Source organism: Methylacidimicrobium sp. B4, from assembly GCF_017310545.1.
Lineage (GTDB): Bacteria > Verrucomicrobiota > Verrucomicrobiia > Methylacidiphilales > Methylacidiphilaceae > Methylacidimicrobium.
Map to the genome: position 1 here is coordinate 1,678,985 of NZ_CP066203.1, position 26,479 is coordinate 1,705,463.

General features: G+C 63.6%; 22 protein-coding genes and 1 tRNA gene. 11 read left to right on the forward strand and 12 right to left on the reverse strand.

Annotated elements, in window-relative coordinates; translation table 11 throughout:
• Positions 1–522: a hypothetical protein gene (locus tag MacB4_RS07985; protein ID WP_242529189.1), complete on the reverse strand. Its 522-nt coding sequence runs from the start codon at positions 520–522 to the stop codon at positions 1–3.
• A gap of 12 nt (positions 523–534) precedes the next feature.
• Positions 535–1,389, reverse strand: a complete 855-nt coding sequence (rsmI, locus tag MacB4_RS07990) for a 16S rRNA (cytidine(1402)-2'-O)-methyltransferase (RefSeq protein ID WP_242529190.1) — start codon at positions 1,387–1,389, stop codon at positions 535–537.
• Positions 1,390–1,477: 88 nt separating this feature from the next.
• On the opposite strand from rsmI, the gene MacB4_RS07995 reads away from it, so the two are divergent.
• From MacB4_RS07995 to MacB4_RS08030, 8 genes are all read left to right on the forward strand, one after another.
• A tRNA-Leu gene (locus MacB4_RS07995) sits at positions 1,478–1,558 on the forward strand.
• A gap of 185 nt (positions 1,559–1,743) precedes the next feature.
• Positions 1,744–2,517: an NAD(+)--dinitrogen-reductase ADP-D-ribosyltransferase gene (locus MacB4_RS08000; RefSeq protein WP_242529191.1), complete on the forward strand. Its 774-nt coding sequence runs from the start codon at positions 1,744–1,746 to the stop codon at positions 2,515–2,517.
• Complete coding sequence (gene draG / locus MacB4_RS08005) at positions 2,514–3,458, forward strand: ADP-ribosyl-[dinitrogen reductase] hydrolase (protein WP_206863340.1); 945 nt, start codon at positions 2,514–2,516, stop codon at positions 3,456–3,458. Before MacB4_RS08000 ends, draG begins: the two co-directional genes overlap by 4 nt.
• A 197-nt stretch (positions 3,459–3,655) precedes the next feature.
• On the forward strand, positions 3,656–3,736 hold the full coding sequence (kdpF, locus tag MacB4_RS11390) for a K(+)-transporting ATPase subunit F (protein WP_206864998.1): 81 nt from the start codon (positions 3,656–3,658) through the stop codon (positions 3,734–3,736).
• Between the two features lie 12 nt (positions 3,737–3,748).
• Positions 3,749–5,500 (forward strand): potassium-transporting ATPase subunit KdpA, encoded by a 1,752-nt coding sequence (gene kdpA, locus MacB4_RS08015; RefSeq protein ID WP_206863341.1) that lies wholly within the window; start codon positions 3,749–3,751, stop codon positions 5,498–5,500.
• 11 nt (positions 5,501–5,511) lie between these two features.
• Positions 5,512–7,551, forward strand: coding sequence for a potassium-transporting ATPase subunit KdpB (kdpB, locus tag MacB4_RS08020; protein ID WP_206863342.1), 2,040 nt, complete (start codon positions 5,512–5,514; stop codon positions 7,549–7,551).
• A gap of 11 nt (positions 7,552–7,562) precedes the next feature.
• A complete protein-coding gene (gene kdpC, locus MacB4_RS08025) occupies positions 7,563–8,159 on the forward strand; it encodes a K(+)-transporting ATPase subunit C (RefSeq protein WP_206863343.1) in 597 nt (198 codons plus the stop codon).
• Positions 8,160–8,480: 321 nt separating this feature from the next.
• Positions 8,481–10,199: an alpha/beta fold hydrolase gene (locus MacB4_RS08030; RefSeq protein ID WP_370569350.1), complete on the forward strand. Its 1,719-nt coding sequence runs from the start codon at positions 8,481–8,483 to the stop codon at positions 10,197–10,199.
• Between the two features lie 10 nt (positions 10,200–10,209).
• Here the strand turns inward: MacB4_RS08030 and MacB4_RS08035 are convergent, their stop codons facing one another.
• From MacB4_RS08035 to MacB4_RS08050, 4 genes are all read right to left on the reverse strand, one after another.
• On the reverse strand, positions 10,210–11,673 hold the full coding sequence (locus MacB4_RS08035; protein ID WP_242529192.1) for a hypothetical protein: 1,464 nt from the start codon (positions 11,671–11,673) through the stop codon (positions 10,210–10,212).
• A gap of 600 nt (positions 11,674–12,273) precedes the next feature.
• Positions 12,274–14,823 carry a TonB-dependent siderophore receptor gene (locus MacB4_RS08040; RefSeq protein WP_242529193.1) on the reverse strand — a complete coding sequence of 850 codons (2,550 nt, stop codon included), beginning with the start codon at positions 14,821–14,823 and terminating at the stop codon, positions 12,274–12,276.
• Between the two features lie 73 nt (positions 14,824–14,896).
• Positions 14,897–15,337 (reverse strand): Fe-S cluster assembly sulfur transfer protein SufU, encoded by a 441-nt coding sequence (gene sufU, locus MacB4_RS08045; protein WP_206863345.1) that lies wholly within the window; start codon positions 15,335–15,337, stop codon positions 14,897–14,899.
• 30 nt (positions 15,338–15,367) lie between these two features.
• Positions 15,368–16,591 (reverse strand): SufS family cysteine desulfurase, encoded by a 1,224-nt coding sequence (locus MacB4_RS08050; protein ID WP_206863346.1) that lies wholly within the window; start codon positions 16,589–16,591, stop codon positions 15,368–15,370.
• A gap of 233 nt (positions 16,592–16,824) precedes the next feature.
• Between MacB4_RS08050 and MacB4_RS08055 the strand changes: the two genes are divergently transcribed.
• Entirely contained in the window at positions 16,825–17,406 is a 582-nt protein-coding gene (locus MacB4_RS08055) for a carbonic anhydrase (protein WP_206863347.1), read from the forward strand.
• A 1-nt stretch (position 17,407) separates the two neighbouring features.
• Here the strand turns inward: MacB4_RS08055 and MacB4_RS08060 are convergent, their stop codons facing one another.
• Genes MacB4_RS08060 through MacB4_RS08085 form a run of 6 tightly spaced genes read right to left on the reverse strand, consistent with a single transcriptional unit; the run spans position 17,408 to position 24,991 of the window.
• Entirely contained in the window at positions 17,408–18,676 is a 1,269-nt protein-coding gene (locus MacB4_RS08060) for an acetate/propionate family kinase (protein WP_206863348.1), read from the reverse strand.
• Positions 18,677–18,710: 34 nt separating this feature from the next.
• A complete protein-coding gene (locus MacB4_RS08065) occupies positions 18,711–19,826 on the reverse strand; it encodes a site-2 protease family protein (RefSeq protein WP_206863349.1) in 1,116 nt (371 codons plus the stop codon).
• 4 nt (positions 19,827–19,830) lie between these two features.
• Positions 19,831–21,261, reverse strand: coding sequence for an RtcB family protein (locus tag MacB4_RS08070; RefSeq protein ID WP_206863350.1), 1,431 nt, complete (start codon positions 21,259–21,261; stop codon positions 19,831–19,833).
• Positions 21,262–21,287: 26 nt separating this feature from the next.
• The gene (locus tag MacB4_RS08075; protein ID WP_242529194.1) at positions 21,288–21,737 is read right to left on the reverse strand and encodes an archease; all 450 of its coding nucleotides are present in this window, start codon (positions 21,735–21,737) and stop codon (positions 21,288–21,290) included.
• A 24-nt stretch (positions 21,738–21,761) separates the two neighbouring features.
• Complete coding sequence (locus MacB4_RS08080; protein ID WP_206863351.1) at positions 21,762–22,574, reverse strand: hypothetical protein; 813 nt, start codon at positions 22,572–22,574, stop codon at positions 21,762–21,764.
• A complete protein-coding gene (locus tag MacB4_RS08085) occupies positions 22,571–24,991 on the reverse strand; it encodes a Lon protease family protein (protein ID WP_242529195.1) in 2,421 nt (806 codons plus the stop codon). Before MacB4_RS08085 ends, MacB4_RS08080 begins: the two co-directional genes overlap by 4 nt.
• Before the next feature lie 140 nt (positions 24,992–25,131).
• On the opposite strand from MacB4_RS08085, the gene MacB4_RS08090 reads away from it, so the two are divergent.
• Both MacB4_RS08090 and MacB4_RS08095 read left to right on the forward strand, forming a co-directional pair.
• Complete coding sequence (locus MacB4_RS08090) at positions 25,132–25,785, forward strand: hypothetical protein (protein WP_206863352.1); 654 nt, start codon at positions 25,132–25,134, stop codon at positions 25,783–25,785.
• Between the two features lie 86 nt (positions 25,786–25,871).
• Positions 25,872–26,462: a Uma2 family endonuclease gene (locus MacB4_RS08095; protein ID WP_206863353.1), complete on the forward strand. Its 591-nt coding sequence runs from the start codon at positions 25,872–25,874 to the stop codon at positions 26,460–26,462.
• Positions 26,463–26,479 lie beyond the last annotated feature (17 nt).

Here is a 26,479-nt window from a genome sequence, read left to right on the forward strand (position 1 = left end):
TTACCAGATAAAGGACTTGGCCTGAGCGAGGATCCGGTTTCCGTCGACCAGCGTAAAGCGCCATGCGTAGATCCGCCCATGCTGCGTGAAGTCGTCTCCGGTGACCATGAAGACCGACCGGAGGGTGCCGTGGGCCCCTCGAACGAAGTCGACCTGCGACCAGACGGCCTCGCGCGTTCGCGTCTGGCGGTATTCGAAGCGGGCCAGAAGATCCCGGCTCCTTCCCCCGTTCTTCCAGTTGAAGATGTAGATCTCCCCCTGTCGCACGGCCATCTCCTCGGGGGTGATGGCGCCCCAATTCCAATAGGTCCTCTCGAAGACCATGCTCTGGTTGCCGAGCTGCTTTCCTTTCTTGGCGGGAGCGTTGAGGAAGTTCCAGATCTTCCCCACCTTGACTCGAGGGTCGGGCGCGAGATATTCCCCACCCGGCTGCATCTCGTAGGCTCGACGCACCTCCCCGGCTACCCCGGACGCCGGGAGCCCGAGCAGCCCAAGCCAGAGAAGAAGCCAGAACTTCGGCACCGTTCCTTCCTTCTACACTACCTGGGTCGGCCTGAAAAGCGCGGGATCAGAGGAACCGCTCCTCCTTCCGCGGCCGGCCTCGGCCTCGTCCAAGCCTTCCACCACCACGCAGAACTCCCCCCGCGGTTCCCGGCGCTGAAACTCCAGGAGCAGAGCTTGAGCACTCCCCCGGAGCACCTCTTCGAACTTCTTGGTCAGTTCCCGGGCCAGGCAGATTCTCCGATCTCCCAGCGCGGCCGCGTCCTGGAGGGAGCGGCGGAGCCGGTGCGGGGACTCGAAGTAGACGGAGGTGCAAGCGCGCGCCTCCGCCGCTTCCCACTCCCTCTTCCGCGCTCCCCCTTTGACCGGGAAAAACCCTCCGAAGTAAAAGGGAGTGGTCGAAAATCCCGAAGCCAACAGGGCGGTCAATACCGCGGAGGGCCCCGGGACCACCTCGACCCGGATTCCCTCTTCCGTGCATGTCCTCAGAAGCCGCTCTCCCGGATCGGAGATGCCCGGCATCCCCGCGTCGCTGACGAGCGCCACCTTCTTGCCTTCGCGCAGGGCCGCCATGAGTCCCGCGAGCCGCTGGGCTTCGTTGAAGCGGTGGTAGCTCACGAGCGGCTTATGGAGCTCATAATGGCGCAAGAGCTGGCCCGTCCTCCGGGTATCCTCGGCCGCGACCAGGTCGGCTTCCCGCAGGATTCGCAACGCGCGCAGGGTGATGTCCTCGAGGTTCCCGATCGGGGTCCCGACGACCCAGAGCCGGGGCTCCTGCCCGGTCGCGGAAGCCGGGGAGGAGGCCTCTTCTGGCAACGCCTCCCGGCCGGAGGCCTCCTGCTCGGTCTCCTCTCCCTTTCGTTGGCGCGATTTCTTCGCCCTCGTCACGATCCATTTCTCATTACCAGAGAACGGCCGCTCCGGCGAGCCCCGCCTCGACAGGCGGGTGCGGGAACGCTACGCTCGCTGTCACCCTGGGCTCGTGGCGAAACGGTAGACGCGCTAGACTTAGGATCTAGTGGGGCAACCCATCCGGGTTCGAGTCCCGGCGAGCCCACTGGCGGACCATCGGCGAGGCGGGAATGCGGACGGACGCGGTCCTATTCCCAGGCAAAGGGAGCACCCTCGCAAAGGCTCTTGTGGACCGGAGGGGCGGGGAGGCTATACTTCGCTACTCTGTCCACCACCAGCGGAGCTTCTCCCAGCCGAACGGTTGCCGCGCTCGGCCACGCGACCAACCTCGTGGGAATTCCTTCGGCCCTGCTGGCGAGCCCCGCCTTCAACGAGCACCCGGTCCGACTCTCGATCCATGGCGTGCGCGAGATGAACCCGGGACTTTTCGCGAAGCTCGGGGAAGCAGGAGACGCGGCGGAAGCGACGAAAATCTTCGAGGACTATATGGACGTCCTCTTTGGGCTCAACGAGGAGCAGAGGATGCGCTGCGGCCCGGATAGCCGGCGACGATACCGGGCGAGCTACCAGCGGCTTCTCGAAGGTTGGGCTTTTGATTCGAATGGCCCGGAAGGTGCTGTGCTCAAAGGATGGGTGGAAAGCCGCTTCGGGCTCTTTCCGACGTTCCACAAGAGCCCGATCGAGCGGTTCTCCTCGCCCGCGTGGATCCGCTACGTGGAGGAAAAGATGTCGAGCCGCTTTCACAACAATGCGATCCAGATGCAGCTCGACCTCCTCTACGAGTTTGCCCAGTGGTCGCTCGATCGGTCGGAGGCGAGGAGGGAGCGCTACCGGACCCTCTATCGGGGCGTCGAGGGATTCGAGGAGAACCAGATCCTGGAGCGCTACGGGAAAGGACAGGCCCTCGTCCTGCTCAACAACCTCGTTTCCTTTACCGCCGAGCGGGAGGTGGCCGAGCAGTTCGGGGGCTGGATTCTCACCGCGCGGGTGCCGTTGGTCAAATTGCTCTTCTTTCGGGAGCTGCTTCCCCATCATGCCCTGCAGAGCGAGGCGGAGCATCTGGTCATTGGGGGAGCCTTCGTGGCCGAGATCGAGCGGCCATGACTGGGGTTTCGCGGGAGGAGCGGAGAGCGCGGGCGCTCGGAGCCTATCTCGGGTTTGCGGTCGGCGATGCCCTGGGTGCGACGGTCGAGTTTCTCTCGGCGCAGGAGATCGCGGAGCGGTACGGAATCCACCGGCGGATGATTGGCGGCGGGTGGCTCGGGCTCAAGCCGGGACAGATTACCGACGACACGGAGATGTGCCTGGCCCTGGGCCGGGCGATTCTCCGGTGCGGAGGCTTCGCTCTTCCCGCGATGGCGGAGGAGCTCGTCCGCTGGTATCGTTCCCGGCCTGTCGACATCGGTGCCACCTGCCTGCGGGGCATTCGTCGCTATCTGACCGACGGCTCCCTGGCGGCGGAGCGAAGCCGCTGGGATGGGGGCAACGGCGCTTGCCTGCGGAATCTTCCGGTCGTTCTGGCGACGCTGGGGGACGAGGAAGCGTTTCGGCGCCCGACGGTTGAGCAGTGCCATTTCACCCACAACCACCCTTTTTCGGACGCGGGAACCGTTACCCTCGGGGAGATGGTTCGGAGCCTGCTGGCCGGAGGAGGGATGGCCGAGGCGCGAGCGGCGGCCGAGCGGCTGATCGCCCGCCATCCGGTCTTCGCCTTCGATCCCTATCCCGTCAGCGCCTCGGGCTATGTGGTCGATACGCTGCAGACGGTCTTCTTCACCTTCTTTGGGACCGATTCTTTCTCCTCTTGCCTGATCGCGACGGTCAACCGTGGAGGAGACGCGGATTCGACGGGAGCCCTTGCGGGGATGTTGGCCGGAGCGCATTACACGGTCGAGGGGATCCCGAAGGGGTGGCTTCGGAAGCTCAATCCCAAGGTGGCCGCGGAGATCGAGTCCCAGGTGGATGGTCTGCTCGCCATCGCCGACTCGCGGATGGGGAGAGGTGCGGCGGGGGGAGGAAGGGCGGGAGTGGGGGAAATGGGGTGACTCGGGACCCTCGGGGCCGGGCCGTTTATGGTTTTTTGATCCCTGGCCGAGTGCTTTTGAGTCTACAGGCCGGCCGGGCTGGGATAGCCTCTGGAGAGCAGGAATGGCGGACGTGTTTTACATAGCCGGGACGCTCATCTTCTTCGCGCTGGCGATGGCCTACGGGGAGTGGTGCGACCGAATCTAGCGAGGAAGGGATGCTCGCTTTTCTAGGCATCGTCTGCGTGGGCCTTCTGGCCTATCTTTTCGCAGCCATGATCTGGCCCGAGAAGTTCTAAAGTCTTTCGGAAATGACCACCTCCTTCTGGCTTGCCGTCGGGCTGTTTTTTGCGCTCCTGGCACTCATCAGCTGGGCTTTGGCCCTCTATCTGCGAGCGGTGCTCGATCCGAACGGCAAGACCTGGCTCGACCCGGTCTTGCGACCGCTCGAGCGGTGGACCTACCGGCTTTGCGGGGTCGATCCCCGGAAGGAGGAGAGCTGGAAGGGCTACCTCGCCTCGCTGCTGGTCTTCAACCTGGTGGGCCTCTTGCTTACCTATCTCATCCTGCGGATCCAGCAGTGGCTCCCGCTCAATCCCAAGGGATTCGGCCCGCTTTCGCCCGACTTGGCCTTCAATACGGCCGTGAGCTTCACCACCAACACCAACTGGCAGAACTATGCCGGGGAATCGACTCTCTCCTACTTCTCCCAGATGGTGGGGCTTGCCTCGCACAACTTCACCTCCGCAGCCACAGGGATCGCCATTGCCGCAGCCTTCCTCCGTGCGCTCACCCGGACCGGGGCAAGGACGATCGGCAACTTCTGGGTCGATCTGGTCCGGACCACCTACTACCTGCTTCTCCCTCTTGCGTTCGGGATGGCGATCCTTCTCGTCTCCCAAGGGGTTCCACAAAACTTTGCCCCCTATGCCCAGGCGCAGCTCGTCGAGCCGGTCTCGGTCATGGGCGCCGATGGGAAGGAGCGCCGGATCGAAAGGCAGGAGATCGTTGCGGGTCCGATCGCCTCCCAGGAAGCGATCAAGCAGCTGGGCACCAATGGGGGAGGATACACGAATGCCAACTCGGCGCATCCCTTCGAAAACCCGACCCCGCTGTCGAACTTGCTCGAAATCTTCGCGGTGCTCTGCATTCCCGGGGCGCTGGCGGTCTACCTTGGGCTCGCCGTAGGCCGCCGCTCCCACGGATGGGCGGTCTGGGGGGTGATGGCGATCCTTTTTCTCGGAGGCATCCTGGTTTGCTGGCATGCGGAAGCGGGAGGCAACCCGCTTCTGGTGGAGCTCGGGCTCTCTCCCTCCGAAGGCAACCGCGAAGGAAAGGAGAGCCGCTTCGGGATCCTCGATTCGGCACTTTTTGCCGTCGCGACGACGGCCACCTCCTGCGGAGCGGTCAACTCGCTGCATGACTCCTATATGCCCCTGGGAGGCCTGGTCCCCCTGTTCAACATGGAATTGGGCGAGGTCGTCTTTGGCGGAGTCGGATCGGGGCTCTATGGGATGCTCGTCTTTGTGGTCCTCGGAGTCTTTCTCTTCGGGCTCATGATCGGGCGGACTCCGGAGTATTTGGGGAAGAAGATTGGAGCGAGCGAGGTCAAGAGGGCCGCCCTGAGCATTCTCGCGCTGACCCTCTCGATCCTCGGGTTGAGCGCCTGGGCGATCGCAAGCCCCTGGGGCTGGGCGGGAATCGCCAACGCAGGCCCCCACGGATTGAGCGAGGTCCTCTACGCGTTCAGCTCGACCACGGGGAACAACGGGAGCGCCTTTGCGGGCCTTTCGGGGAACACCCCATGGTACAATACGACCCTCGGGATCGCCATGCTCGCCGGGCGCTACCTGATGCTCGTGCCGGTCCTGGGGCTAGCCGGACTCTTGGCTGCCCAGAAGACCGTGGCGGCGAGCCAAGCGGCCTTTCCGGTCTCAGGCGGGCTCTTCATCCTCCTGCTGCTGGCGACAGTCTTCATCGTGGGGGCGCTCAACTTTTTCCCCGTCCTTGCGCTGGGGCCGATCCTCGAGCACTTCCTGCTCCATGCGGGCCAGACCTTTTAAGGGAAAAGACGATGAAACCCAAGCAGTTCAGCTTTGCCGACCCGCAGCTCTTGGCCTTCTCTCTGCGCGGGGCGATCCTCAAAGCCAATCCTTTCGTCCTCTGGCGCAATCCGGTCATCTTCGTCACCGAGATCGGGGCGATCGTGAGCACCCTCGAAATCTTCCTTTCCCCGGAGTCGAAGCTCTTCACCGTCCAGATCTCGCTCTGGCTCTGGTTCACAGTCTTCTTTGCCACCTTTGCCGAAGCGATTGCGGAGAGCCGGGGGAAAGCCCAGGCGGACAGCCTGCGGCAAGCGAGGACGATCACGATGGCCCGGAGACGCCGGGAGGGGAGGGAAGAGAGCGTCTCGGCGAGCGAGCTGCGGAAGGGAGATCTGGTGATTTGTGTCGCAGGCGATCTCATCCCCGCCGATGGCGAGGTGATCGAAGGCGCGGCGACCGTCGACGAATCGGCCGTCACGGGAGAGTCGGCACCTGTCGTCCGGGAGAGCGGTGGTGATCGGAGTGCGGTGACGGGCGGAACCAAGGTGATCAGTGACCGGATCGTGGTGCAGATCACGAGCGACCCGGGACAGACCTTCTTGGATCGGATGATTCAGCTCGTCGAAGGGGCCAAGCGGCAGAAGACGCCCAACGAGATCGCCCTGGGCATCCTCCTGGCGGCGCTCACCTTCCTCTTCCTCTTGGTCATCCTCACCCTGGTCCCCTTCTTGCACTATCTCCATGCTCCCGTCTCGATCCCGACGCTGGCCGCGTTGGTCGTCTGCCTGATCCCGACGACAATCGGGGGCCTCCTCAGTGCGATCGGGATCGCGGGAATCGATCGGCTGGTGCAGCACAACGTGATGGCGACCAGCGGCCGCGCAGTCGAGGCGGCCGGGGACATCGACGTGCTTCTTCTCGACAAGACCGGCACGATCACGCTCGGAAACCGGATGGCGACCGAATTCGTTCCCGCGGCGGGAGTCGATCGGCTACGGCTCGTCGACGCAGCGCAGCTGGCTTCCCTCGCCGACGAGACGCCCGAAGGCCGCTCGATCGTGATCCTGGCCAAGCAGCAGCACGGGCTGCGGGGCCGGGAGGTGTTGGAGAACCAGGCCCGGTTCGTTCCGTTTTCGGCGCAGACCCGGATGAGCGGAGTCGACTTTCCCGAGAGTGACGGCGCTCCGGCTCGGATGATCCGCAAGGGATCCGGTGATGCGATCGAGGCCTTTCTGCGCAAGCAGGGGGGGGCGTTGCCCGCGTCAGTTCAGCAAGCGGTCGATCGGATCGCTCGGGATGGCGGGACACCCCTGGTGGTCGCCGAGGGGAAGGAGGCGTTAGGCGTCATCCATCTCAAGGACGTAGTCAAAGGGGGGATCAAGCAGCGGTTCGCGCGGCTGCGCCAGATGGGCATCCGGACGATCATGATCACCGGCGACAATCCCCAGACCGCCGCGGCGATTGCGATGGAGGCGGGGGTCGACGATTTCCTGGCGCAGGCGACGCCTGAGGCGAAGCTCGCCCGCATTCGGCGCGAGCAGGAGGGTGGGCACCTGGTAGCGATGACCGGGGACGGTACCAACGACGCGCCAGCACTCGCCCAGGCCGATGTGGGGGTGGCCATGAACACGGGAACGCAGGCCGCCCGGGAGGCGGGCAACATGGTCGACCTCGACAGCAATCCCACCAAGCTCATCGAAGTGGTCGAGATCGGCAAGCAGCTCCTCGTCACCCGCGGAGCGCTGACCACCTTTAGCGTGGCCAATGACGTGGCAAAATACTTTGCGATCATCCCGGCGATGCTGATGGGAACCTTTCCGGCAATCGCGCCCCTGAACATCATGAAGCTGCGGAGCCCGGAAAGCGCAATCATCAGTGCGGTGATCTTCAACGCCCTGGTCATCGTGGCGCTGATCCCGCTCGCCCTGAAGGGCATTCGCCTCCGCGGCCTGACGGCCCAGGCCCTGCTCGTGCGCAATGCGTTGATATATGGTCTCGGCGGCTTGGCGGCCCCCTTCGTGGGGATCAAGGGGATCGATCTGCTGCTCAGTCTCTTGCCCTGGAAATAGGGAGGCTCCCGATGAAGGGTCTTTTGTCACGCATCCGGATCTCCCTCGTCCTCACAGGCGTGCTCTTGGCGACCTTGTGCGGGATCTATCCCTTGGCCGTCTATTGGGTCGGCCAGTTCCTCTTCCCTTTCCAGGCGACGGGGAGTCTCGTTCGCTCTTCGGATGGGACCGTCTTGGGCTCCGCCCTGCTGGGGCAGAACTTCCGAGGCCCGCAGTATTTCCATCCTCGCCCCTCGGCGGCGGGCGTGGCGGGCTACGATGCTGCCGCTTCCGGCGGTCGGAACTTGGGGCCGACCTCGAAAGGGCTTATCGATGCGGTATCTCGGAGCGTAGCGGATTACCGGAAGGAAAACCTTCTCTCCCCCGACCAGAGGATTCCTGCGGATGCGGTCACCGCTTCCGCGAGCGGCCTCGATCCGCACATCAGCCTCGCCAATGCGCTTCTCCAGCTCCCCCGCGTCGCTCGAGAGCGGAAAAGATCGCACGAGGAGCTGCTTCCGATCCTGGCTCGGTATACGAGCAAGCCCTGGCTGGGACTCTTTGGTGATCCGGTAGTCAACGTAGCGATGGTCAACTGGGCGCTCGACGGCAAGCTGGGCGGCCGGTGAAAAAGGGAGAAGTGGGGGAGCGGAATCTTCCCCGAACCCGGGGTTGTCAAGAACCCGGCTCTTCTTCTAAGGTCCCTTCGATTCATCGCCATGTACCCTCTTCCTTCTTTTCACCTTGCTCTTGTCCTGCTCACCGTCGGGCTTTTTCAGGTTCCGGCGCTCCTTTTCTCCGCCCCACCCGACCGGAAGGCTGCGCCGCTTATCCCCCTCCGGGTGCTTTTCGAAGAGCCGAAGTGGGCCTCGCCGCGGCTCTCGCCCGACGGGGCAAAGCTAGCGTATCTGGCTCCTCACCAAGGCGTATTAAATGTTTGGGTCCGATCCTTGGGCTCCAAGGACGATCGTCCGATCACGGCGGAAAAGGGACGAGGCATCCGCTCCTTTTTCTGGTCCCCGGATAGTCAAACGATCTTCTATCTCCAGGACCAGGGCGGAAACGAGAACAACCACCTCTTCGGTGTCGATCTGGCCAAAGGCTCGGCGAGCGACCTGACCCCGTTCCAGGACGTCAAGGTCCATCTTCAGGCGGATGATCCCGCCCATCCCCGATCCCTTCTCCTCGCGCTCAATCGACGGGATCCCAAGGTCTTCGACATCTACCGCCTTGCCCTCCCCGACAATCGGCTCAGCCTGCTCGCGGAGAATCCCGGGAATGTGATCGAATGGGAAGAGGATCATCAATATGCCATTCGGGCCCGGCTTTCGATGCTGCCGGGTGCGCGGCAGGAAGTGAGTGCGAGGGTGGCAGTCGAAGCACCCTGGAAGGCGCTGGCATCCTGGGGGCCGGACGAATCGGGGAGCCTGGCGGGGTTCTCCCCGGATGACCGCTCGCTCTGGATCCTTTCGACCGTCGGGGCGAATGCCGAGCGGCTTTTGGAAATCGATCCTGCGAGCGGAAAGCAGACGGTGCTGGCGGAGGACGCCCACTACGACGTAGCGGCCATCCTGACTCATCCGAGGACCTATCGACTCGAGGCGGTGGCTTTTGAGCGCGAGAAGCTCGAGTGGCAGTTCTTCGACGATCGCATCCGCGAGGCCTTCGACTACCTCCAGCGCCAGCATCCCGGAGAGGTGATGATTTCCAGCCGCGATTTTGCGGACAAGACCTGGGCGGTCGCCTACTCCTCCGACGTCGACCCCACGAGCTTTTACCTCTTCTGGCCTGGCGAGAAGAAGCTCGAGTTTCTCTTCTCGTCCCGACCCGAGCTCGCTTCCTATCGCCTCGCTCCCATGGAGCCGATCACCTTCCCGGCGCGGGACGGGCTTCTGCTCCATGGTTACCTCACCTTGCCCCTCGGGGCGACCGGCAAGGTACCCTTTGTGCTTCTGGTCCATGGGGGCCCCTGGGCGCGCGACAGCTGGGGCTTTAGCCCTCTGGTTCAGCTCCTGGCCAACCGGGGGTACGGCGTCCTGCAGGTCAACTTCCGCGGCTCCACGGGCTATGGGAAGGAGTTCGTGAATGCGGGAGACCGCGAATGGGGCGGAAAGATGCAGGCCGACCTGATCGATGCCAAGCACTGGGCGGTCGCGCACGGCTACGCCGATCCGGCCCGCTTCGCCATCATGGGGATGAGCTACGGCGGCTATGCGACGCTGGCAGCCCTGTCCTTCGTGCCCGGGGAGTTCACCTGCGGGGTCGAGGCGATGGGTCCGTCCAACCTCATCACCATGAGCCGCTCGATCCCGCCCTACTGGGAGCCGATGCGGGCCCTCTTTGAAAAGCGCCTCGGGAGCCCGGAGAAGGACGAGGCATTCTTGCAGGAGCGATCCCCCCTCTTCTCCGCGGACCGGATCCGGGTGCCTCTCCTGATCGCCCAGGGAGCCAACGACGTCCGGGTCAAGCGGGTGGAGAGCGATCAGATCGTCGAGGCGATGCGCAAGCACGGGCTTCCCGTCGAATACCTGCTCTTTCCGGACGAGGGGCATGGGTTTGTCCGCCCGGAGGATCGTCTCCAGTTCTTTCGGGCGACCGAACGCTTCCTGGCCAAGCATCTTGGCGGACGGTCCGAGGAAGGGGCGGGGGCCAAAGAGGCGGTCCGCTGAGGCTGGGGATTCAGTACCACCACTGCCAGGAGACCGTGGCCATCCAGCCCATTCCGTACTGGACGCCATTCCAGGATTGATAGCAGGGCACCACGATCTGGGCCGTGAGAAAGTTCCCCTGGAGGGCGCTTTCGGGCGAGGTCGCCATCTTTTGAAACCCATCGCTGGCGAAGCCCGGCATCCGCATGTTGACGCCTAGGCCAACCCCGGCCCACTCCCCTCCGGTCCAGGCCGCCACGATGTCGGGCATGGCGATGAAGGGAGCGGTCTGGATGGAGAGCTGGTCGACCGGGTTCGCTCCGTGGATGCCCCCTTGGTAGTTGCCGAGCCCGCTAAAATTGAGGGAGATCGCTTCGGTGAAGTTGTAAGAGATCCACCCCGTGCCGGTGAAGGTGTTCCCCCAGGCGTATCCTTGGGAGTTCCGTCCCACAGGGATCGTGGCATAGCCCTGAACTCCCCAGCCCCAGTGGCGATCCTCGCTCTGCCCGAGGTAGGTGGCCGCCGTGATGAAAGCGGGCACGCCCAGGCCGAGCTGCATGTCGTAGGGATAGACATGGTGTCCAGCCATGTCGGGCATGGTCTCGTCGATCGAGCCTGTCGGAACCGAGAAGCCATAGTTCATCTGGAGCCGGTTCCGGTGAAAGTCCAGGACCTTCCAGATCGCCTGGAAGTTGACATCCCCCAGCCCCAGCGCGGTCATCCCCATCTGCGCACCGGGAGGCATCGGTTGGAGGGGAAGGCCGTTCTTTCCCATGGCATGGCCCATCCCCATCCCGTGGTGCATCCCCATCCCGGGGCCCATGAAACCACCCATGGGCAGCCCGACCATCGTCATCTGCTTGTCCCAAATCGGGAACATCGCCATGAAGGTGAGGTTGTCGGTGATCCCCATCATGAGCATCGGCATATACTGGGCCATGAACATGTCGATATTGCCCATGGCGACGGGCTTCCCTCCATACTGGACCGCGCCGAGGCCGGTGAGGTTCATGGCATTAGAGCCCTGGTAGTAATCGGGGCCCATGTTCATGTACATCCACCAGAACCCGATCATCGGCTGGTACTTCCGGTGCATGTGCCCGGTTCCCATGAGGTTGGCCGGGGTGTCGCTCGCAGCGATCTTGTCGCTCCAGATCTCCGGAGAATCGAGGCTCCATTTCGAGTTTTCCCAGGGTGCGAGCGGCGTCGGCTCCTTGCCGTAGACGACCGTCTCCGCGGCGGTCGAGGTCGGGAGGTTCTGGGAGAGAAGGGGCTTCCTTAAGGATTGGCCTTGGGATTGGGCTTGCCCCGATGGGGTGGAGGGTTCCTCGCCGGAAGAGATTTCCGCAGGGATGCTGGGGGGCAAAGCCGCGTAGACCCCGGTCCCCGGCAGCAGCAAGAGGGCCAGCAGCGCAAAAAAAATGATGTATGGGACGGGGAGACCCCTTCGGCAAAGAAGTCGCCCGCCGACGGAACTGGTGTGAGTCGTTGTCATGATGCCTTTCGCGTTTCGCCGGAAGCTTAGCGGGGAGGAAAAAGGTCGGCTACCGACGCGCACACCGGCTGCTTACGGGTGTGGTGGAAAATCGCCCTCGGCCAGGGATCGGGGTAACCCCTAGGGAGGGTGGGGAAGGGCGCACTTTTGCCCCGTTGCGATGGGGGAGGCGTCATCCCCTAGCTGCTGGAGGGATTCGGTGCCTTCGGCAGCGAGGACGAGAAAGGCTGTGGAATCCTTTCCGGCAGCACAAAAGATTCCCCGCCCGCTACCGAGACCGACAGAGCGCCGGCCCAAGATCCGGCTGGGGAGCCCAAAGGAGCTCAAGAATGCCCGAAATCGGCACTGATCGCGAAGCAAAGAGTTGTCTCTGGATCGGAGCTGATGGTTGGGATTCGGGGTCCGCCATGAGGGTACCAGAAGCATTCCTCGTAGGAATCCTCCACCGTGCCGATCCTTTGCGAGGAAGCCTCTTGCCGGGACGCGGCTGCCTTGCCTCTGTCTCGGGCTTGGGCCTCTGGCAGAACGCGAAGGGGCGGCGTCGGGGAGGGGGCCTGAAAAAGGGGGGAAGCCCTGCTGCCAAGGGAGAACGCTCCTTGCTCAGAATTTGTAGGCCACTGTGCCTTGCACCCAGAAGGGCATGCCGGGGACGATGTCTTCGTAGTTGAAGGTGCGGGTCCCATTGGCTCCCATGCCAAAGCTCAGCCAGTAGGGCTCATTGGTGAAGTTATAGAAAGAGAGGCGGGCCTCCCACCGGGGGGCAGCATAGAAGAGGGCGGCGTTGAGGATGAACTGGGTCGGGATCTTCGTGCCGTAATCGTAACCGAGGTACTGCTCGCTCATCACGAGTCCGCCGACGGTGACACCCAGCCCGGTGTCGGTGCGGTAGGTGACCATACCGCTCATGACCTGGTCGGGAAAGCCCAGGAAGTTGTAGATACCGGCGGGGTAAAGGCCGCTATTGTTGAGCGGGAGGTTCTGCTGGAGGGCGAGGGCCGTCGAGTAGGTCTGGTACATTGGTGGGCCATGGCCGACAGAGGTCCAGTCTTCTGTGCCGTGCATGTAGGCGTAGCCCAGCTTTGCCCAGAAGTGGCGGTCCGGTTGGTAGGTCATGCTCGCTTCAAATCCCGTGACCGTGGAAGGCGTGGCTGGGCCCGTGCGGTTGTTCAGGTAGGTATATTGGGAGAAGGCGTCGATGGAGGCGAAGAGGGTGTTCTTGAGCAGGTTGAACTTGAAGCCTCCTTCATAGAGCTCATTCAGAAGACGGAATTGGGAGCCAGTGAAGAAGGGCGAAAATCCTCCCATGTCGGCAGCATTCACGACGTAGCCCCAGTTGTAGTCGAAGTAGGCGCTCATCCAGGGGAAGATCCGGTAGACGGGCCCGACCGTAACAAGAGGGGCCAGCTGTGTCGTGTTGAGCTGGGTGAAGAGCACCGCAGGGGTGCCCGGAGGCGTCTCAGCGGAAACAAAGTAGCCGGTAGCGCGGGCCCCCACTTGAAGAGAGAGTCTGTCAGAAATTTCGAGGCTGTGCTGATAGAAGGGAGAGACGGCCGCGTAGTGGCAGTCGGTGCTTCCGGCCGCAAGATTCGCCGGTTCGAAGTAGTAGCCGCTTGGTGCACCCGGAATGGGCCATTCGCCTCCGAAGGGAGCCTTTGGGTTGCCGATGCGGGCCTGAAAGGCCTTAGAAAGGGTAGCGTTCCAGAGGAGCGGGTTCTGGCCGACGAGGCTATAGCTGTTGAGGACGATGAAGGAGTCGGAGTTGTAGTCGAGGTTCTTCTGGTAGTGGAGCTCGACCCCCGCATCGACGAGATTGTGGAGGCGCAGCTCTCCCAGGAGGGCTTTGCCTTCTTTTGGCTCTTCTTGAGCTTCGGCGTGCGGGATGTCAAAGGTGAGCCGGCACTCGGTTCGGTTGTCGATCTCGTAATCTCCGCGGCAAGATTCGCTATAGAAGATCGGGTGAAGAATCCACTGGTCGTCGTGATACCAGAAGAAGGTGTTGTTGATGATCTGGAGGTCCTCGTTGACCTGGATCTTTTGAATCACCTGCATGAGCCCCGTGGTGCCGTATCCGCCGTCGGTCGGGTTAAGGAGCACATCGCGGCGGCTGATGCCAACGGGCGCACCAAGATAGGTGGCCGCTCCGGGATTATTGACCAAGCCCGTCGTGGCTTGAGAGGGTGGAAGCGCTCCGGGGAGGTAGAGGCCGCTATCGATCAGGGACTGGGTCGGCCGGTTGATCATCCCCCACATGGGCGTGTAGTCATAGGTGCCAAGATCTCCGTAGAAGTCGACCGTGTACGACTCGTCGGGATGATAGCCCAGGGCGAGATAAAAGTTCTGCTGATCGTTGCGCTGGTACTGATAGTAGCTTCCGTTTTCCTGGCCCATGTAACTGAAGCGGTAGCCCAGCTTCTTGTCCTTGTCGATCGGCCCGCCAATATCCGCCCCCCACATGTATTCCTGGTACATTCCCATCGTATCCCAGAGATACCCTCGAAACTGATCGAAGTAGGGCTGCTTGGTCGTATAGTTCACGTATCCGCCGGAGACCTGAGTCGCGCCGAAGACGGCGTTGGATGGGCCTTCGACGAGATCCATCGACTCCACCATGTTGTAATTCCACGGGATATTCTGCTCGCTGTTGTTGTTGAGCGTCTCCTCGATCCCGTTGATCAAGGTGAGCCCGTTGCGGCCGCGGATCGTGGGTGAGCTCGCGATTCCATAGTTGATCTGGGTAAGTGCGGCGGGGGCGAGCATGGCGGTGGAGAGCGGATCCAGATAGCCGAACTGACCGATCCCTGCGGACTGCGCAAGCCCTCGAGAGATCGGAACCACGTTACGGGGCGTGTCCATGACGTCGATCGGAATTCCATAGACCGACGAGTTGGGCTGCGCACTCGGAACGATGCTCTCCTCCGTGCCTACTCCCGTCACCGTCACCGCGGGCAGGGTGACGGGTTGGGAGCCGGAAGGAGGCGTTCCTGGTGAAAGAGCGGCGGGCTTGGCCTTCTGAGAGGCGGAAGGGAGCGGGTCGTCCTCCGTCGAGAGGCTCGGATCGGTTGCCGAGAAGGCGACTTGGCCCAAGAGGAGCCAAGAGAGAATTGCGATACAAAGGGAGAGAGAAGGCCAGGCAGAGCAAGGGTCTTTCATAGCTTTCGTTAGTAATGTTTACGTTACGTAAGGAAGCAAAAAGCATTCCACACTTTCCATTCAATCCGGAATTTCAGGCCGAATTCGTTTCGCCCGCTCGGAGCGCGTCTTCGAGGGCGTGCCAGGAGAGCATCGCGCAGCTCACCCGCTGCGGGAAGCGCCGGACCCCCGCGAGGGCGGCGAGGTCTCCCGAAAGCTGGTCTTGGGGCTCGGAAGCGCCGGTGAGCAGCCGCCGGACGCTGGCAACAAGCTGCAGGGCCTCCTCGATGCGCTTCCCGCGAACGGCCAGGGTCAGGAGGGAAGCCGAAGCGGTGGAGATGGCGCAGCCCGACCCGCTGAAGCGGATCTCCTCGATCCTTTTCTCGGGGGAGATCCGGAGAGAGAGTCGGACCGCATCTCCGCAGCTCACGTTCTTGGCCGCAGCCGATCGGTCGCATCCTTGGAGATCGCCGAAGTTGCGCGGATGCCGAGCGTGATCGAGGATCGCCTCCCGGTAGAGTTCGTCGAGCTCCATCGCTGCCGTGCGTCCTCCTTGCATTCCCCGCTATCCCGCGAAATAGCGGCGCGTCTTTTCGACGGCCTCGACCAGCCGGTCGACCTCCTCTCGAAGATTGTAGAGGTAGAAGCTCGCGCGGGCCGTGGCGGCGAGCCCGAGCTTGCGGAGCAGCGGCTGGTTGCAGTGGTCTCCGGCGCGCAGTGCCAAGCCTTCCTGATCGAGGAAGGCCACTAGATCGTGCGCATGCACTCCTTCGAGCACGAAGCTGACGATTCCGGCCCGATGGTCGCGGGGCCCAAGAATCCGGATGCCGGGAATCGAGGCGAGGCCGGAGGCCGCGTAGGCGGCCAGGGAGGATGTATGCTTCTCCACCATGTCGAGCCCGACGGACTGGAGGTAGTCGATCGCGGCCCGGAGGCCGATGGCGCCGCCGATATTGGGCGTGCCTGCTTCGAAACGGTGCGGGGGAGCCTTCCAGCTGCTCTGGTCGAGCCGGACCTCGGCGATCATCTCCCCACCGGTTTGATAGGGAGGAAGGGCGGACAAGAGCTCCTGCCGGCCGTAGAGAATGCCGATTCCGGTCGGAGCGCACATCTTATGGCCAGAAAAGGCGAGAAAGTCGCAGCCGATCTCCCGCACGCTCAGACGCTGGTGGCCCGCGCTCTGCGCGGCATCGACAAGTGTCAAGAGGCCGAGCGACCGCGCCCGGGCGCAGATCTCCGCGGCCGGATTGACCTTGCCCAGGGAGTTGGAGACATGGGTGAAGGCGAGCAGCCGAACCCGGTGTCTTTTGGCCATTTCCTCGATCCGGTTCCAGTCGACGGTTCCCTGCTCGTCCTCGACGGGGAGGAAAGAGAGGCGAATCCCCAAGGAGCCGAGCATCTGCCAAGGGATGAGGTTGGCGTGGTGCTCCATTTCCGTGAGGAGCACTCCGTCCCCGCGCTGGAGCAGGGAGCGGCCGGCCGTGGAAGCGAGGAGGTTGATCGCCTCGGTCGTTCCCCGGGTGAAGACGATCTCTTCGGGCGAGGCCGCCCCGATAAAATCCGCAACGCGTCGCCGGGAGGATTCGAACGCTTCGGTTGCCCGGATGCTCAGATCGTAGAGACCCCGGTGGACGTTGGCGTAATCCTTCTCGTAGAAGCTGCGGACGGTGTCGAGAACGGCTTTGGGCTTCTGCGTTGTCGCGGCGTTGTCGAGATAGGCGAGCGGATGGCCATGCGCGGCCTGGGAAAGAGCGGGGAAATCGGTGCGAAGCTCTTCCGGCGGGCGCATGCCGTGGGAAGATACGGCGAAGCGCTCTCCTGCACAAGGGGAAGGAGGGGCCTCCCTCAAGGCGCTTGGGCTTGGTGGAGCGGCAACAGATCTCCTTCCTTAGCTCCGCTGGCTCCCTGGGAGCAGGCAGAGGCCGCCCATCAGAGGCGGATCGAGGTTTGCGTCGAAGGTCCATGCATCGGATGCGATTGCGAGCATTGACATCGAGAAAGCGCCGGGGTAGCTATTTGGACATGGCTTCAACATTAGAGACAATCCTGGATGCCAATCGGCGATATGCGGAAGGCTTTGGGGAAAAGTGCAACCTGGCGATGCCGCCAGCGCGGCGTTTTGCAATCCTCACCTGCATGGATGCGCGGCTCGACCCGGCCAAGTTTGCGGGCTTGGCGGAGGGGGATGCCCATGTGGTCCGCAATGCCGGGGGGAGGGCGAGTGACGATGCAATCCGCTCCCTTGTCATCTCGTATAAGCTGCTGGGAACCCGGGAATGGTTCGTCATCCACCATAGCGATTGCGGAATGGAGACCTTTTCGGATGAGGTGATGCGCGGATTGCTCGCGAAGAGCCTCGATCACGCGGTGCTGGAAGCCGATGGATGGCATGACCGAGGATCGGGCCCAGGCACTTCGGAAGGGCAGTATATCGACTGGCTGACGATTCGGAACCAGGAGGAGAGCGTCCTGGAGGATGTCCGGCGCCTCCGCGGGCATCCGCTGGTCCCCCCGTGGATTCCCATCTACGGCTTTATCTACGATGTGCGCTCCGGCGGCCTGCTCCCTGTCCCGGCGGCAACCAAGCTGGGAAGCGCCAAATAGCCTAGCCGAAGGGGTGGCCCTCTTCTCTTCGCGGCAGGGGGGTTAGGTCCGCAGAGAGCTTTTCGGGCTCAAGGGAGGCGCGCCCGGAACGGATGAGCGCCCGGGTCTGCCGGGCGATCATCCGTTCCTCGTCGGTGGGGACGACTCGGATCTCGACCGGGCTTGCCTCGGAGGAGATGACGGGCTCGTTCTTCTGGTTCCTCTCGGGATCGAGCTGGAGGCCAAGGAAGCCGAGCGGGGAGCAGATCCGCTCGCGAATCTCGGGCGCATGCTCGCCAATCCCGCCCGAGAAGACCAGGAGGTCGAGTCCTCCCAGCGCGGCGGCCAGGGAGCCGAGGAACTTGCGAGCCTGATAACAGAAGATCTCGACCGCGGCGGCTGCTTTCTCGTCGCTCGCCTCGGCGCAGAGGAGGTCGCGCATCTCGCCCGAGCGCTCGGAGAGGGCGAGGAGCCCCGACTCCTCGGAAAGCAGCCGTGCAACCGTGGTGAGGCGAAGGCCCCGCTCGCGCAGCAGGTAGAGGACGATCCCCGGGTCGAGATCGCCGCAGCGGGTGCCCATCACGAGCCCCGAGGTCGGCGTGAAGCCCATCGTGGTGTCGACGCTCTTCCCTTCGCGAACGGCGGTCATGCTCGCCCCTCCGCCGAGATGGGCGAGCACGATGCGGCCCCGTGCCCGCTCCGTTGGGAGGATCGTCTGGAGGACGGAGAGGAGATATTCGCAGGAGATCCCGTGGAAGCCGTAACGCACCAGGCCCTCCCTCCGAAGAGAGAGGGGTAGGGCGTAGGTCCGCGCCCAAGGAGGCATCGACCGGTGGAAGGCCGTGTCGAAGCAGCCGACCTGGGGGAGGTCCGGTTGGAGCTTCCGAATGGAACGGACCGCCTCGAGCTCGTGCGGGAGATGCTCGGGGGCTAGCCCAGAGAGATCCTGAAGCTTCTGGAGGACGGGGGAGGTGAGCAGCCGGGGAGCGCCGAAAGTGGGGCCGCCATGGACGAGGCGGTGGCCGACGGCGTCGAGGCCGCTCGTCGGAGAGACCGATTCGAGCCAGGAAAAGAAGCGGGCAAGCCCGGCCCGGTGATCGGGGAGAGGCAGGCGTTCCTGCCAGACCGTGGTCCCTTGCGCATCGTGGGCTTCGCAAAGCCCCTCACCGGCTCCTAGGTGCTCGAGCTTCCCGGAGAGGAGCCGCCGCTCCAAGGAAGCCATCTGGAAAAGAGCGAACTTGAGGCTCGTCGACCCGCTGTTGATCGTGAGGATCTTGTCAGGGTCAGCCATCGCACTTCCTTCGAGACCTTCCGCGCCTGCGGGGTTAGAGGCCCGGGAAAACGGTCCGGGCTCTCCGTTTGCGCTGATCGAGGGCCCCGTGGATCAGCAGAAACTCTCCAATGTTCTCCAAGGAGAGGAGGCCTGCGAGCTCCCCGTTGTGCATGACGACCGCCGAGCGCTGCCCCAGCTGCTGGAGGCGGGCGATCGCCACATCCGCCATCTCCGAGGCGTCCACCGTGAGGAAGTCGCGATTCATCACCCCTTCTACGGGACTCTCTTCGCCGAAGCGGGAGAGCCCTTCCACGAGATTGTTTCGGGTGAGGATGCCGACGACGGTCCGGTCGGAGACCACAGGGAAGTCGAGGTGGTAGCCAGCCAGGAGGTGATGGACCGCGATCCGGAGGGGGTCATCGGGGCCGAGCGTGTGAAACTCGGTCATCATCAGGTGGCTGACGGGGATCGCACCGAGGACCGATCGTACCTGGACGAGGCTCGCTTCCTGGGCGGCTCCCATCCAGACGAAGAGGGCGATGAAGAGCAGGAAAGGATTATGGCCGAAGAAGCCATAGATGCCAAAAAAGAGCGCCATTCCCTGCCCGACCGCTGCGGCGATCTGGGTGGCTCGGACGGCGTCCATCCGGGAAGCGAGCAGGGCCCGCAGCACGCGGCCTCCGTCCATCGGGAAGGCGGGCAGAAGGTTGAATCCGGCCAGCACTACGTTGATCCAGAAGAGGTTGAGTAAAAGGTTCCCGCTGACCCAGTGGAGGTCGGTCCACGATTCGACATGTCCACCGACGAGCAGGATCGCATAGAGGAGGAGGGCAAGGACGACGTTCACCGCGGGCCCGGCCAGAGCCACCAGCAGCTCCTGCCGGGGATCGTCGGGCATTCGCTCGAGCCGGGCGACCCCTCCGATCGGATAGAGCGTGATGTTGCGCGTCTGGATGCCGAACCGCTGGGCGGTCAAGGCATGGCCGAGCTCATGGAGCACGATGATGGCGAAGAGCGGAATCAGGAAAAGGACCGAGGAGATGGCGTCGGAAAGGCTCCCCCTGGGCGCATAGGCGCCGACCGCTACCCAGGCCACAAGAAGGAGGAAGGTGACGTGGACATAGATGCTGATTCCCCGGACGACACCGATTTTCCATGCCCATCGCATAACGCTAGCCCTTCACGCAGATCAGCGGCTCGACTCGAGCCACCCGATGGGCCAGCCCAGCCGCCTCGGCCGCCTCGACGACCGCTGAGACATCCTTATACGCTCCGGGGGCCTCTTCGGCTACTCCGCGGTGAGAGCGGGCGCGGATGAGGATGCCTCGGCGCTCCAGATCTCCCAGGAGCTCCTTCCCTTCCCAAGTCCGGGCCGCCTGGTTGCGGCTCATCCGGCGGCCCGCCCCGTGGACCGCCGAGGAGAAGGCTCTTGCCTCACTCTCCTGAGCCCCGGCGAGGATGTAGGAGCAGGTCCCCATGCTCCCTCCGATCAGAATGGGTTGTCCCCAAGGAGCGAAATCGACGGGAAGATCGGGGTGGCCCGGGCCTAGCGCCCGCGTCGCTCCCTTCCGATGGACAAAGAGCCGAAGGGGTCTTCCCTCGACAGAATGGATCTCCTCCTTGCAGGTATTGTGGGAGACGTCGTAGAGGAGGGCGAGGTGGCGATCGGGGAAGAATCGCCCAAAGACCTTCCGGATCAGATCGGTGAGAATCTGCCGGTTGGCCAGGGCGCAGTTGATGCCGGCGCGCATCGCTCGAAGATAGCGCTGGCCCAGCTCGGAAGAAAGGGGGGCGGAAGCGAGCTCCCGCTCCGGCAGCAGAAGCCCGAAAGCTTCCGCGGCGGCCGCCATCTCGCGCAGGAAGTCGGTGCCAATCTGGTGTCCCAGCCCTCGGGAGCCGCAGTGGAGGGAGATCACAAGATCGCCCGAGGCGAGGCCGTAGGCTCGGGCAATTTCCTCCTGATAGAGCTCGGTGACTTCCTGGAGTTCGGCGTAATGGTTTCCCGAGCCGAGCGTTCCCATCTCCTCCCGCCCGCGCCTCTTCGCTCCCCGAGAGACCGCGGCGGGATCGGCCCCATTCATGCAGCCCCGCTCTTCGATTCGATCGAGATCCTCAGGCTCGCCGAAGCCCGATTCGACCGCCCACTGCGCCCCGCCCCGGAGCATCGCGTCCATTTGGGAATCGTCCAGATGGATCTTCCCCCGGGCCCCGACTCCCGCCGGGATCTCCCGGGCCAGCGCCGCGGCGAGCTCCTCTTCCCGGCCGGCGATCGATCCTCTTGGCAAGCCCGTCAAGAGGGTTCGGACCCCGCAGGAGATGTCAAAGCCGACTCCTCCCGCCGAGATGACCCCTCCTTGCTCCGGGTCGAACGCAGCCACCCCGCCAATCGGGAACCCGTAACCCCAATGCGCGTCGGGCAGCGCATAGGCTGCCCGGACGATCCCCGGAAGCGAGGCGACGTTCGCAGCCTGCTCGGCAACCTTGTCGTCCATCTGCTCGAGCAGCGACCGGCTACCGTAGAAGATTGCGGGAACCCGCATCGTCCCCTGCGGAGGAAGCTCCCAGGCGGTCTCGGAGAGTTTCTGGAGGGGAGCAAGGTCCATGAGAAAGCGGAGGCGATTCCCCTGCTCTAGACATCGACGATGCACTGCGCGACCCATTCGCCGACTGGGTTGCGGAAGAGCCGCAGCTCGGTGTAGGTGGCTCCCTTCACCTCGACGGCCGGTTCGTGGCGTTCGGGGTCGATGGGCTCTCCCCATGCCTCGGCTTCGAGGCGATCCTCGTACAGCGCAACCAAAAATCGGGAAAAGAGCATCCGGCGGGTAGCCATCTCAAAAATTATGGCGTTGAGCCATTCGAAGAGCAGGGACTCCCCGCTCGGAGCGGTGCAGGCGATCGACACCGGCTCCCGCGGCACGACTAGCCGCGGATCGGTGATGACCGCCGTCAAGGCGAGTGCAGCTTGCACGAAGGCTTCTTCCCGGGAAGGACCGATGCCGCGAATCCCGACGTCGGCAACGTGGGGGAAGTGCTCCCAGCGCGCACGGGCAGTAGCGAGCGAAGATTGTGCGATCGCCACGGCGACGAGTCTCCCGCTTTCCTCTTAGGGAAGCAAGAGAATCGGGCAGAGGGCCTTCGCGCAGATGGATTCGATCTCCTCGGGTGGGAGGGGAGAGTCTCCGATCGAAAGCGCCAGCAGGCCAAGCCCTTCGTGCGCCGCGGCCGTCAAGATCCGCTGGGCCTTCGGAGGGATGCCGGTCCGGAGGGTCGAGGAGGGGGCGTCTTGGAGGAGCTCCTGGATTTCGGGATCGAGGGAGCCCCCTCCCCCCGGACCGAGCGAGAGCACGACGAGCTTTCCCGGGAAGTCTCGGGCCAGGGCCGCAACGAGCCGCAGGGTCCGGACTTCCGAAGGCTTTCCGGAATAGACGACCCCAAACGGGGGTTGGACCGGCGTCCCATCGGAGAGATAGAGAACGGCGGCTCCCGAGCGGGAGACGATTTCTCGAGCGAGAGCTTCTCCCCGCGTCGGGATGCCGACATAGAGCTGGGAGCGGAGGAGGAGAATCAGGTCGGTTGCCGAGGCGGCTTCCGAGAGGGCCTGAGAGGGGATGCCGCGGAGCACCTGAAAGGACCAAGGGATGCGCAGGCGCCGCGCCACGCTGCTCACCGCCTCCTGGGCCTGGGAGGCCAGAGTGCGCAAGGTTCGCTCGATCGTGGAGAGCTCGAGCTCGTGCCAGCAGGCGGAGTCGATCCCGATTTCGGAAGCGAAGGGAAGCCCAGCCAACCGGAGAAGGTTGCTATCCTCCAGGAACAGATAGGCGAGCTTGGCTTCAAAGCGCGCGGCAAGCTCGGCGGCCGCCTCCGCTCCCCCTTCGGAGAAGGCTTGGCCGAACAAGACGATCCGCTCGATCCTCACGTCTTTGCCTCGCCAGACGCAAGGGAGCGTGCCCTGCGGGCAAACTCGCCGAGCTTCCGTTCGACCCGTCCGTTGATGCTCTCATCCGGATAGCGGCCCTCTGGGTTCCGCTCTCCCGCGGGAAATCCTGTCAAGAGCTCCATGGCCTGGTCGACCGTCTGCACAGCATAGAGGTGAAAGAGCCCTTGCTCGACTTTTTCGAGCAGCTCCCGGCGGAGGACCAGATGGTCGACGTTGGCCGCTGGGACGATTACCCCCTGGTGACCCGTGAGGGTGCGTGCGCGGCAGAGGTCGAAAAAGGCCTCGACCTTTTCGTTGACGCCTCCGATCGCCTGCACTCGTCCTTTCTGGTTGATTGATCCCGTGATCGCCAGCGACTGCCGGATCGGGAGTTCGGCCAGCGTCGAAAGCAGAGCGCAGAGCTCCGCGCAGGAAGCGCTGTCCCCTTCGACCACCCCATAGGACTGCTCGAAGACGAGGGTCGCCGCGAGCGAAAGTGGTTCCTCCGGCACGTAGCGGCCCGCCAGGAATCCTGAAAGGATGAGGACCCCCTTGGAATGAATCGGACCCCCGAGCTTGGCTTCGCGCTCGATGTCTACCACCTTCCCGCCACCGAAGCGTACACGCGCGGTGATTCGGTTGGGATGGCCGATGAGCACGCCTCCCGCTTCGAGGACGGCCAAGCCATTGACTTGGCCTACGCTCTCTCCTTCGCTGTCGACCAAAAGGGTGCCACGCAGGACCTCTTCGCGGAGGCGCTCCCGGATCCGGCCCGAGCGTGCCTCCGCAGCAGCAACCGCCTTCTCGACGTGGGCTTGGGTGATGATCGGCGCCGAAGCATCCCGGGCCCAGAAGTCGGCTTCCTGGAGGAGATCGGTCATGGTTCGTCCACGCAGCGAAAGTTTCTTGGCGTCCGCCGCGATCCGGCTCCCTTCTTCCAGCAGGCGGGCCACCGCCCCGCGGTCCAGAGGCAGGAGATTCCCCTTACGAGCCTCGTCTGCCAGGAACTGCGCATAGGAGACCACGATCGCCTCGCTCCGGTCGACGTCCTCCTCGAAGTCGACGACGACCTTGAACAGCTCGGAGAACTCGGGGTCGAGCTCGTGCAGCAGGTAGTAGAGCGACCGCTCCCCGAGCAGGATCACCTTCAGCTCGAGCGGAATCGGTTCGGGCTCCAGCGAAACGGTGCTGAGGATCCCGAGAGCTTCGCCCAGCGGCTCGATCCGGATCTGCCGGCTGCGAAGAGCCCGCTTGAGCCCTTCCCAGGAGAAGGGATGGGAGAGGAGGCGGAGCGCATCGATGGCCAGGTAGCCCCCGTTGGCCTTGTGGAGCGAGCCCGGACGAATGAGGGAAAAGTCGGTGACCAGCGCTCCCATTTGCGCGATGTGCTCGACCGTGCCGAAGAGGTTCGAAAAGGTCGGATTCTCTTCCAGGACCACGGGGCAGCCCTTGGCCCCGCATTGATCGATAACGACGTTTACCCGGTAGCGGCGGAGGAAGGCGTCGACCGCATCAGGGCCGATGCCGGGAGGGATCATCCCTGGAGGCAAGGTGTCGGCTTCCTTGGGAATCCGGAAGTTTTCGGCGTTCTTGAGCGCATCTCTTTCGACCGACTCCAGGTGGGAGCAGATGGCCGGCATCTCCGCATACTTGGCCTTGAGCTCGTCGAGCAGGTTCGAGACCGTCGAGCGGACGAGCGAGCGGTTGAGCTCGCGCAGCTTCGCCTGCGCTTCCCTCCGCCACTTGGGAATCTCCCGGATCACCTTGGTCAGCTCCTCCTGTAGAGCGGAGACCCGCGCCTGGATCTTCTCCTTTTCCTCATCCGGCAGCTTGGCGAAGCTTTCCGGGTCGAGCACCTCCCCGTTCTTGAGCGGAGCAAACGCGAAGCCGGCCGGCGTCTGGAGAAGGGCGATCGCGTCCTTTTGTGCGCGCTCCCGGAGGTCCGAGAAGGCCCGCTCCCGCCGCTCGTGGAAGCTCTGCTCGATGTCCTGGGTGCGCGCTCGGTATTCGTCACTGTCGAAAACCGCAGGAATGCCGACGCGCAGGTCCTCCACGAAGCGATTCATGTCCTCGGCGAACTCCCCCGCCTTTCCCGGCGGAAACGCGAGGGCCCTGGGCCGCCGTTCGTTCTCGAAGGCAAAGACGTAAGCCCAATCCCGGGGAATGGTCCGACCCCCCGACCGCTCCTCGAGGAAGCGGAGGACCAGGGAGCGCTTTCCGATCCCGCTCGGCCCCATGACGAAGAGGTTATAACCCGGCTGCTCCATGGCGACACCAAAGCGCACCGCTTCCATGGCTCGTGCCTGGCCCAGCACACCCGGACTCTCGCTCAGCTCCGCCGTCGTCTCGAAGGGAAGCCGGCTCGGGTCGATGCGGCGATCGAGAGCCTGGGCATCCAGGCGGAGGTCGGATCTCACAATGGCTTTTTCGGGAACAATCCTCTTCCTGTAAAGGGTTTTTGCAGCGACCGAGATCCGGAAGAGCGGAAATTTTCCTTCAAAAAAGACCGCGCCATCGCCTTCTTCGGGCGATATGGTTTTTCGTTCGGGCCCGCACCATGGAACGAGTCGTCCATCCAGCCATTCTCGGTCGGCTTTCGCCGGAAAGCCCCGAGGAGGAGCGGAGGCTCCGGGAGCTTCGCCGGATCCATCGCCTCATGGGGAACCTGGGCTGGTTCCGCCGTCAGGTGCGTCGGCGCGTAAAGGAGTTTACTCGCGGCATCGAAATCGGCCCCGGTGACGGGGTGCTCGGTCGACTGCTCTACTTGGATCCCAAGCTGCGGGACAAGCTGGCTTTGACGGGGCTCGATCGGAGCGCCCGTCCGGCGGCTTGGCCTCTTCCTTGGGAGTGGCGGCGGGAAGACGTGCGGGAGTTTGCCGGATGGGGAGACTACCCCTTGGTGGTAGCAAACCTCGTCTTGCACCGGTTCGTCGACGAGGATTTGGGAAAGGTCGGCAAGGCGCTCGATCAGTCCTGCCGGCTCCTGCTCGCGGTCGAGCCGGCTCGGCGCGAATTGCATCTGACCGAGCTCCGTCTCCTCCGGCCCTTTGGCCTAAGCCGAACCGCCTATGAGGAGAGCCGGGCCGCCGTCCGCGCGGGCTTCCTGGGGGGCGAGCTCGTGGAGGCCCTGGGGCTCTCGGTGAAGCATTGGAAACTCGATGTCGAGATCACCCTCCGTGGGGCCTACCGGCTGGTGGCCGAGCGCCATTGAGACAGGGGGAGCAGGATGGGGGGGGAAGGTCTCGGCCTTGCCGTCGAATCGAGGCGCTAGTACCGTCGAAACGGAAGGAGATGGCCATGACGACGACTCTCGGACCGCACACCGTGAAAGAGTGGCTTGCGACTCCCGTGGGAGAGCATTGGCAGCTGATCGATGGGAATCTGATCATGACCGAAGAAAGTTACGGGAATAGCCGGTTGGCAAAGGAGATCGAGCTCGAGATCGGATTTTACCTTCGGCAGGAGCCTCTGGGAACGATCGAGCGCAACGTCGCATTTCGTTTTCCTGGGATCGCAAATGCCGATCGCGAAGGAGTGGTTCCCGACCTCTGCTACATCCCGAGCGATGAGCTGAAAAAGGCCAATCTCAAAGCGAACGTCCAGGAAGGAGTTGTTCCGGCTCTTGTGATCGAGATTCTCTCTCCGTCGACCGAGAAGATCGACCTGGGACCCAAGGTGGCCATCTACCGGGAAGCCGGGGTTCAAGAATATTGGATTTTTGATTGGGAAGGGGAAACGGCGCGGATCTATCGTTTTGCGGAATCCGCTGAGAAGCCCGTCGCCGTCAAGAGCTTCGACGACACCTTGACTACGCCTCTGCTTCCCGGATTCTCCTTGGAGCTGCCGAAGATGCGAGCGGCGCTCGATGCCATACGGCGGCACGGGTAAGCCTCTTTCCGTCCGCC

Excerpts from the sequence above, each read along its gene's own strand:
- kdpC (WP_206863343.1), top strand. The coding sequence starts at position 7,563 with ATGAAGGGTCTTTTGTCACGCATCCGGATCTCCCTCGTCCTCACAGGC.
- MacB4_RS08035 (WP_242529192.1), bottom strand. The coding sequence starts at position 11,673 with ATGACAACGACTCACACCAGTTCCGTCGGCGGGCGACTTCTTTGCCGA.
- draG (WP_206863340.1), top strand. The coding sequence starts at position 2,514 with ATGACTGGGGTTTCGCGGGAGGAGCGGAGAGCGCGGGCGCTCGGAGCC.
- MacB4_RS08095 (WP_206863353.1), top strand. The coding sequence starts at position 25,872 with ATGACGACGACTCTCGGACCGCACACCGTGAAAGAGTGGCTTGCGACT.
- MacB4_RS08050 (WP_206863346.1), bottom strand. The coding sequence starts at position 16,591 with ATGCGCCCGCCGGAAGAGCTTCGCACCGATTTCCCCGCTCTTTCCCAG.
- MacB4_RS08040 (WP_242529193.1), bottom strand. The coding sequence starts at position 14,823 with ATGAAAGACCCTTGCTCTGCCTGGCCTTCTCTCTCCCTTTGTATCGCA.
- MacB4_RS08065 (WP_206863349.1), bottom strand. The coding sequence starts at position 19,826 with ATGCGATGGGCATGGAAAATCGGTGTCGTCCGGGGAATCAGCATCTAT.
- sufU (WP_206863345.1), bottom strand. The coding sequence starts at position 15,337 with ATGGAGCTCGACGAACTCTACCGGGAGGCGATCCTCGATCACGCTCGG.
- MacB4_RS08055 (WP_206863347.1), top strand. The coding sequence starts at position 16,825 with ATGGCTTCAACATTAGAGACAATCCTGGATGCCAATCGGCGATATGCG.
- kdpA (WP_206863341.1), top strand. The coding sequence starts at position 3,749 with ATGACCACCTCCTTCTGGCTTGCCGTCGGGCTGTTTTTTGCGCTCCTG.
- MacB4_RS08070 (WP_206863350.1), bottom strand. The coding sequence starts at position 21,261 with ATGGACCTTGCTCCCCTCCAGAAACTCTCCGAGACCGCCTGGGAGCTT.
- MacB4_RS08060 (WP_206863348.1), bottom strand. The coding sequence starts at position 18,676 with ATGGCTGACCCTGACAAGATCCTCACGATCAACAGCGGGTCGACGAGC.
- MacB4_RS08090 (WP_206863352.1), top strand. The coding sequence starts at position 25,132 with ATGGAACGAGTCGTCCATCCAGCCATTCTCGGTCGGCTTTCGCCGGAA.
- kdpB (WP_206863342.1), top strand. The coding sequence starts at position 5,512 with ATGAAACCCAAGCAGTTCAGCTTTGCCGACCCGCAGCTCTTGGCCTTC.
- kdpF (WP_206864998.1), top strand. The coding sequence starts at position 3,656 with ATGCTCGCTTTTCTAGGCATCGTCTGCGTGGGCCTTCTGGCCTATCTT.